The following is a 5566-nucleotide window of genomic DNA, read 5'->3' as shown; positions in this document are numbered from 1 at the left end:
AGTTCGGTGCGCCACTGTTGGGAGAGGCGGGCCCAGTCGGAGCGGGTGGGGGTGCGGTTGTCGGGCAGGGTGTCCAGGGCCTGGCGGATGCGTGCCAGGGGCATGCCCACGCGTTGGGAGATGCGGATGAAGGAGACTCGGCGCAGGGTGTCGCGGCGGTAGCGGCGTTGGTTGCCCGCGGTGCGGCGGCTGTGGATGAGGCCCTGGCGTTCGTAGAAGTGCAGGGCGGAGACGGCGACTCCGGCGCGCTCGGCGACCTGTCCGACGGTGAGTTCCTTGACGATGGGTGACACGTGCTCATCCTAGGACGTTGCCCGTGGTGCGGTGGGTGCCGGTGAGGGCGTACAGGCGTGCGTAGGCGCCGCCGCGGACGAGGAGTTGGTGGTGGGTGCCGGTTTCGGTGACGCGTCCTTTGTGGAGGAGCAGGATGCGGTCGGCGGTGCGGGCCTGGGTGGGTTGGCGGGTGAGGGTGAGCAGGCCGGTGTCGGGGGTTGTGGGCGGGTGGTGGGTGGGTGGGTCGGTGAGGAGGAGGAGTCGGGTGTTGGTGTGTTGGGCGTAGAGGGCGCGGGCCTGGTGGACGCGGGGCAGGAGGTGGTGTGGGAGGGCGTCCAGGGGTGTGTGTAGGTGGGTGGGGTCGAGGTTGGTGTGGGTGAGGGTGTGGGTGAGGTGGGGGTCGTCTGGGTTGGGTGTGGTGTGGCCGGTGATGGTGTGGGCGAGGGTGGGGTGGGGTTGGAGGACGTGGGTGTGGGTGTGGGTGGTCAGGCGGCCGTGGGTGGGTGTGGCCTGGCCGGTGAGGAGGCGGGTCAGGGCGGTGGTGGCGGTGGTGGACAGGCCGACGAGGGCGACGTGTTCGCCGGGGTGCAGGGTCAGGTCCAGGTGGTCCAGGAGTCGGGTACGGGCCTGGGTGAGGGACACGTCGTGGAATTCCACGAGGGGTGGGGTGGTGGGTGGGGTGTGGTCGGGGTTGCGGCGTAGCTTGCCTCGGTTGGAGATCCTCACGGGTGTCCGTTCGTGTGGTGCTGGTGTCACCAGCCTGGGATTGTCCTGCGCGGGTGAGAGTTCTCGTGATCTGTTCGTGTCCTTGGTCTCGGTGGGGGGAACGGGTGGTGGGGTTGGTTGGTTCCCGCCGGGGTGGATGGCAGGAAGGGTGGGGTGGGTGACCTTGCGGTCATGGGGTGGGGGCGGTGGGATGGGGGCATGGGGCACGAGGTGGTCATCGTCGTCTTCGACGGTGTGCAGAGTCTGGATGTGACGGGTCCGTTGGAGGTGTTCTCGGGTGCCGGGGGCGGGTACCGGGTGCGGACGGCCTCGCTTGGTGGTGGGCCGGTGACCTCGTCGAGTGGGTTGGGGTTGGCGGCGTCGGTGGCGTTGGAGGAGGCGGGGCGGATCGACACGTTGGTGGTGCCTGGTGGTGAGGGGGCACGGCGTGGGGATCCGGGGTTGGTGGGGTGGTTGCGTGAGCACGCCGCGGGGGTGGGGCGGGTGGCGTCGGTGTGCACGGGGGCGTTTTTGTTGGCGCGTGCGGGGGTGTTGGACGGGTTGCGGGCGACCACGCACTGGGCGCACTGTGAGCGGTTGGCGCGGGAGTTTCCGCGGGTGCGGGTGGAGTCGGAGCCGATCTTCGTGCGTCAGGGGCGGGTGGTGACGTCGGCGGGTGTGTCGGCGGGGGTCGACATGGCGTTGGCGTTGGTGGAGGAGGATCTGGGGCGTCGGGTGGCGCTTGGGGTGGCGCGTGGCCTGGTGGTGTTCTTGCGGCGTCCGGGGAACCAGGCGCAGTTCTCGGCCCAGTTGTCGGCGCAGATGGCGCAGCGGCCGCAGGTGCGGGAGGTGCAGCACTGGGTGGTGGAGCATCCGGAGCAGGATGCGTCGGTGGAGGCGTTGGCGCGGCGGGCGGGGTTGTCCGCGCGGCAGTTCGCGCGGGTGTTCACGCGTGAGGTGGGGTGTACGCCGGGCCGGTATGTGGAGCGGGTGCGGTTGGAGGCGGCGCGGCGGTGGTTGGAGGACGGTGACGCCGGGGTGGTGGCGGTGGCGCGTCGGTGTGGTTTTGGTACGGCTGAGGCGATGCGGCGGGCGTTCGTGCGGGTGTTGGGGTGTGCTCCGTCGGAGTATCGGGCGCGGTTTCGTCCTGGTGGGTGAGGGAGTGGTGTGGTGCGTGCGGCGATCGTGTTGTTTGAGGGTGTGACCCTGTTGGACGCGGTGGGTCCCTATGAGATGTGGGTGGGGTTGCCGGGTGTGGAGGTGGTCTTCGTGGCCGCTGAGCGTGGGCCGGTGCGTGCTGCTGGTGGGAGGGGTGCGCTGGTGGCTGATGCGTCCTTTGCTGAGGTGGAGCGGGCGGATGTGGTGTGTGTGCCTGGTGGGCCGGGGCAGGCGCGGCACATGGGCGGTGGTTCGTTGGTGGAGTGGGTGCGGCGGGTGGACGCGGGGAGTCGGTGGACGACGTCGGTGTGTACGGGGTCGTTGATCTTGGCGGCGGCGGGGTTGTTGGAGGGGCGGCGGGCCACCACGCACTGGTTGGCGAGGGGGCAGTTGGCGCGCTGGGGTGTGTTCGTGGTTCAGGAGCGGGTGGTGTTCGATGGTGGGTACGTCACCGCGGCGGGGGTGTCGGCGGGGATCGACATGGGGTTGGTGTTGGCGGAGCGGTTGACGGATCGGCGGACGGCGCAGTTGGTGCAGTTGGCCGCCGAGTACGATCCGCGGCCTCCCTTCGACGCGGGTTCTGAGGTCACGGCGCCGCCGGAGGTGGTGGCGGCGGCGCGGGCGCGTTCGCGGTTTTCGGTGGAGGGGGCGGGGTGAGCACCGTCACGGGGCGCTCAGGCGCGGGGCGGGGTAGGACCAGGGCACCTGTTTCCCCCGAGGTGTGAGGAGCGTTGGCTGTGGAGCGTGGGGCCGCTGTGGGTGCGGATGTGGATCGTGTCGTGGCGCGGTATCTGGGTTTCGCGGATAGTTGCGCGGCTGGGAGCGCTCCCGCGTATGCGCGTATCGCCCGGGCGTTGGCCGCTGACGAGCAGGTGTTGGGGTTGGTGGCGTCCCTGCCCGCCGGTAACAAGCGCCAGCCCAACCTGTTGTTGGGTGCGGTGCGGTTCCTGGGCGGTCCGGTGCGGGACTGGGAGGAGTTTCGGTCCTGGTTGGTGGAGCACTGGGAGGCGGTGCGTGGGGTGGTGCTGGAGCGCTACACCCAGACCAACGAGGTGCGCCGGTGTGCGACCCTGCTGCCCGTCCTGGCGTCGTTGGAGGGGCCGTTGGCGTTGGTGGAGGTGGGGGCGTCGGCGGGGTTGTGCCTGTATCCGGATCGGTACCGGTACTCCTTCGACGGCGGTGCGCCGATCGGTCCGTCGGAGAGCCCGGTGCTGTTGGAGTGCGCGACCTATGGTGGGGTTCCGGTGCCCGAGCGGGTGCCTGAGGTGGTGTGGCGGGCGGGGATCGATCTGAATCCGTTGGACGTGCGCCGTGAGCAGGACGTGCGGTGGTTGGAGGCGTTGGTCTGGCCGGGGCCGTGTGAGGTGTCGCGTCGGGAGAGGTTGCGGGCGGCGGCGCGGGTGGCTTGTCAGGATCCGCCCGTGTTGGTGGCCGGGGATCTGGTGGAGCGGTTGCGTGGGTTGGCTGATCGGGTTCCGGCGGGGGCCCGGTTGGTGGTCTTTCACAGCGCGGTGTTGGCCTATCTGGACGCCGGGGCGCGTGGTGCGTTCGTGGAGACCGTGCGGGGGTTGGAGGGGCACTGGGTGTCGAATGAGGGTGCTGGGGTGTTGCCGGGTTTGGAGGGGCCGCGTCCGGAGGCGGCCCATGACTTCGTGGTGGCGTTGGACGGGCGTGTGGTGGCCTTCGCCGGTGAGCACGGGCAGCGGTTGGCCTGGGCGCGTTGAGGCCGGTGTTGGTGGGCCCCACCCCCCTGGCGGGGGTGGGGCCCTGGTGTTACCAGGGGTCGGGGTGGGCGTCGACCTCGGCGATCAGCTGGGCCTTGCGTTCGGGGGGCAGGAAGGAGGCGGTGAAGGAGTTGCGGGCGAGTTGGCGTAGTTGGGTGGCGTCCAGGCCCAGGTGGGTGTGTAGGGCCTGGTAGTTGTCGTGGACGTAGCCGCCGAAGTAGGAGGGGTCGTCGGAGTTGACGGTCACGAGTAGTCCGGCGTCCATCAGGGCGGGGAGCGGGTGCTGGTCCAGGGTGGGGACGGCGCGCAGGCGCACGTTGGACAGTGGGCACACGGTCAGCGGGGTCTGGGTGGTGGCCAGGTGGGAGACCAGGTCGGTGTCGTCCAGGCAGCGGATGCCGTGGTCGATGCGTTCGGCGCCCAGGAGGTTGAGGGCCTGCCAGATGTAGGAGGCGGGTCCTTCCTCTCCGGCGTGGGCGACGCGGTGTAGGCCCAGGTCGCGGGCGGCGGCGAAGACCTCGGTGAAGTTCTCGGGTGGGTTGTCGATTTCGGCGGAGTCCAGGCCGACGGCGCTGATGTGGTCCAGGTGGGGGCGGGCCTGGTGGAGGGTGTCCAGGGCTTCGGTGGCGGGGCGGTCGCGTAGGAAGCACAGGATGAGGGTGGTGCTGATGCCATGGGTGTCCTGGCTGGTGGCGAGGGCGGCGGTGAGGCCGTGGATGACGGTGTCCAGGCTGATGCCGCGGTTGGTGTGGGCTTGGGGGTCGAAGAAGATCTCGGCGTGGCGTACGCCTTGTTGGGCGGCGCGGTCGAGGTAGGCGCGGGCCAGGTCGGTGAAGTCGGCTTCGGTGCGTAGGACGTCCATGAGGGCGTAGTACAGGTCCAGGAAGGACTGGAGGTCGGTGAAGGAGTAGGCGCGTTTGAGGGCGTCGACGTCGGTGTGGGGCAGGGTCAGGCCGTTGCGGTGGGCGAGGGTGAAGGCCAGTTCGGGTTCGAGGGTGCCTTCGATGTGGATGTGGAGTTCGGCCTTGGGGATGGGCATGGTGGTGCTCTTTCGGTTGTGCGTGTGTGGCCATTGTGGCTGATGGGTGGGGTGTGGGGCACGTGCGTGGGGGTGGGGGGTTGTTGGGTGGGTGCGTTGCGGGGTTGTGTGGGTAGGTTCGCGGCGGTTGTTGTCGTTTTGGAAGGGTGTTGGGGATGGGTGTTGATGTGGCGGCGGTGCGGGCGGACACGCCGGGGGCGCTGGAGGTGGCGCATCTGGACAACGCGGGCTCGTCGTTGCCGCCGCGGCCGGTGGTGGAGGCGGTGGTGGACCACCTTCGGTTGGAGGCGCGGGTGGGTGGTTATGAGGCGGCTGAGCGCGCGGAGGGGGCGCTGGAGGGTTTCTACACCGGTGTGGCGGCTTTGGTGGGTGCGCGGCCCGAGGAGATCGGGTTCGTGGAGAGTGCGACGCGGGCGTGGGAGTTGGCGTTTGGTTCGGTGGTCTTCTCTGAGGGGGATCGGGTGTTGACCACGGCCAGTGAGTATCCCAGTAACGCGTTGGGGATGGTCAAGGCGGCCGGGGAGCGGGGGGTGCGGGTGGAGGTGGTGCCTGATGACGCCTTCGGGGTGATGGATGTGGGGGCGTTGGAGCGGGAGTTGGATCGGGGTGGGGTGCGGGTGGTGGCGGTGAACCACATGCCCACGCACAACGGGTTGGTCAATCCGGT

At 69.7% G+C, this 5566-nt stretch carries 7 protein-coding genes; 4 read left to right on the top strand and 3 right to left on the bottom strand.

Annotation, left to right across the window (positions count from 1 at the left end):
- A partial coding sequence (gene soxR / locus D455_RS0101995; RefSeq protein ID WP_017569089.1) for a redox-sensitive transcriptional activator SoxR occupies window positions 1-293 on the bottom strand: 293 nt, incomplete at its 3' end.
- 4 nt (window positions 294-297) lie between these two features.
- Complete coding sequence (locus D455_RS0101990; protein WP_017569088.1) at window positions 298-999, bottom strand: ABC transporter ATP-binding protein/permease; 702 nt, start codon at window positions 997-999, stop codon at window positions 298-300.
- Between the two features lie 198 nt (window positions 1000-1197).
- Between D455_RS0101990 and D455_RS0101985 the strand changes: the two genes are divergently transcribed.
- From D455_RS0101985 to D455_RS0101975, 3 genes are all read left to right on the top strand, one after another.
- The gene (locus D455_RS0101985) at window positions 1198-2136 is read left to right on the top strand and encodes a GlxA family transcriptional regulator (protein WP_026122229.1); all 939 of its coding nucleotides are present in this window, start codon (window positions 1198-1200) and stop codon (window positions 2134-2136) included.
- A 9-nt stretch (window positions 2137-2145) separates the two neighbouring features.
- A complete protein-coding gene (locus D455_RS35770) occupies window positions 2146-2793 on the top strand; it encodes a DJ-1/PfpI family protein (protein WP_017569086.1) in 648 nt (215 codons plus the stop codon).
- An 80-nt stretch (window positions 2794-2873) separates the two neighbouring features.
- Window positions 2874-3860, top strand: a complete 987-nt coding sequence (locus tag D455_RS0101975; RefSeq protein ID WP_017569085.1) for a DUF2332 domain-containing protein — start codon at window positions 2874-2876, stop codon at window positions 3858-3860.
- Window positions 3861-3909: 49 nt separating this feature from the next.
- Here D455_RS0101975 and D455_RS0101970 read toward each other — a convergent pair whose 3' ends face one another.
- Entirely contained in the window at window positions 3910-4899 is a 990-nt protein-coding gene (locus tag D455_RS0101970) for an adenosine deaminase (RefSeq protein ID WP_017569084.1), read from the bottom strand.
- Between the two features lie 155 nt (window positions 4900-5054).
- On the opposite strand from D455_RS0101970, the gene D455_RS0101965 reads away from it, so the two are divergent.
- Window positions 5055-5566: aminotransferase class V-fold PLP-dependent enzyme (locus D455_RS0101965; protein ID WP_017569083.1), on the top strand; the 512-nt coding region annotated here is incomplete at its 3' end.

Source organism: Nocardiopsis halotolerans DSM 44410, assembly GCF_000341065.1.
Lineage (GTDB): Bacteria > Actinomycetota > Actinomycetes > Streptosporangiales > Streptosporangiaceae > Nocardiopsis > Nocardiopsis halotolerans.
Note: the sequence above shows the minus strand (reverse complement) of the source record. Positions and strands in the feature narration are given on the sequence as shown.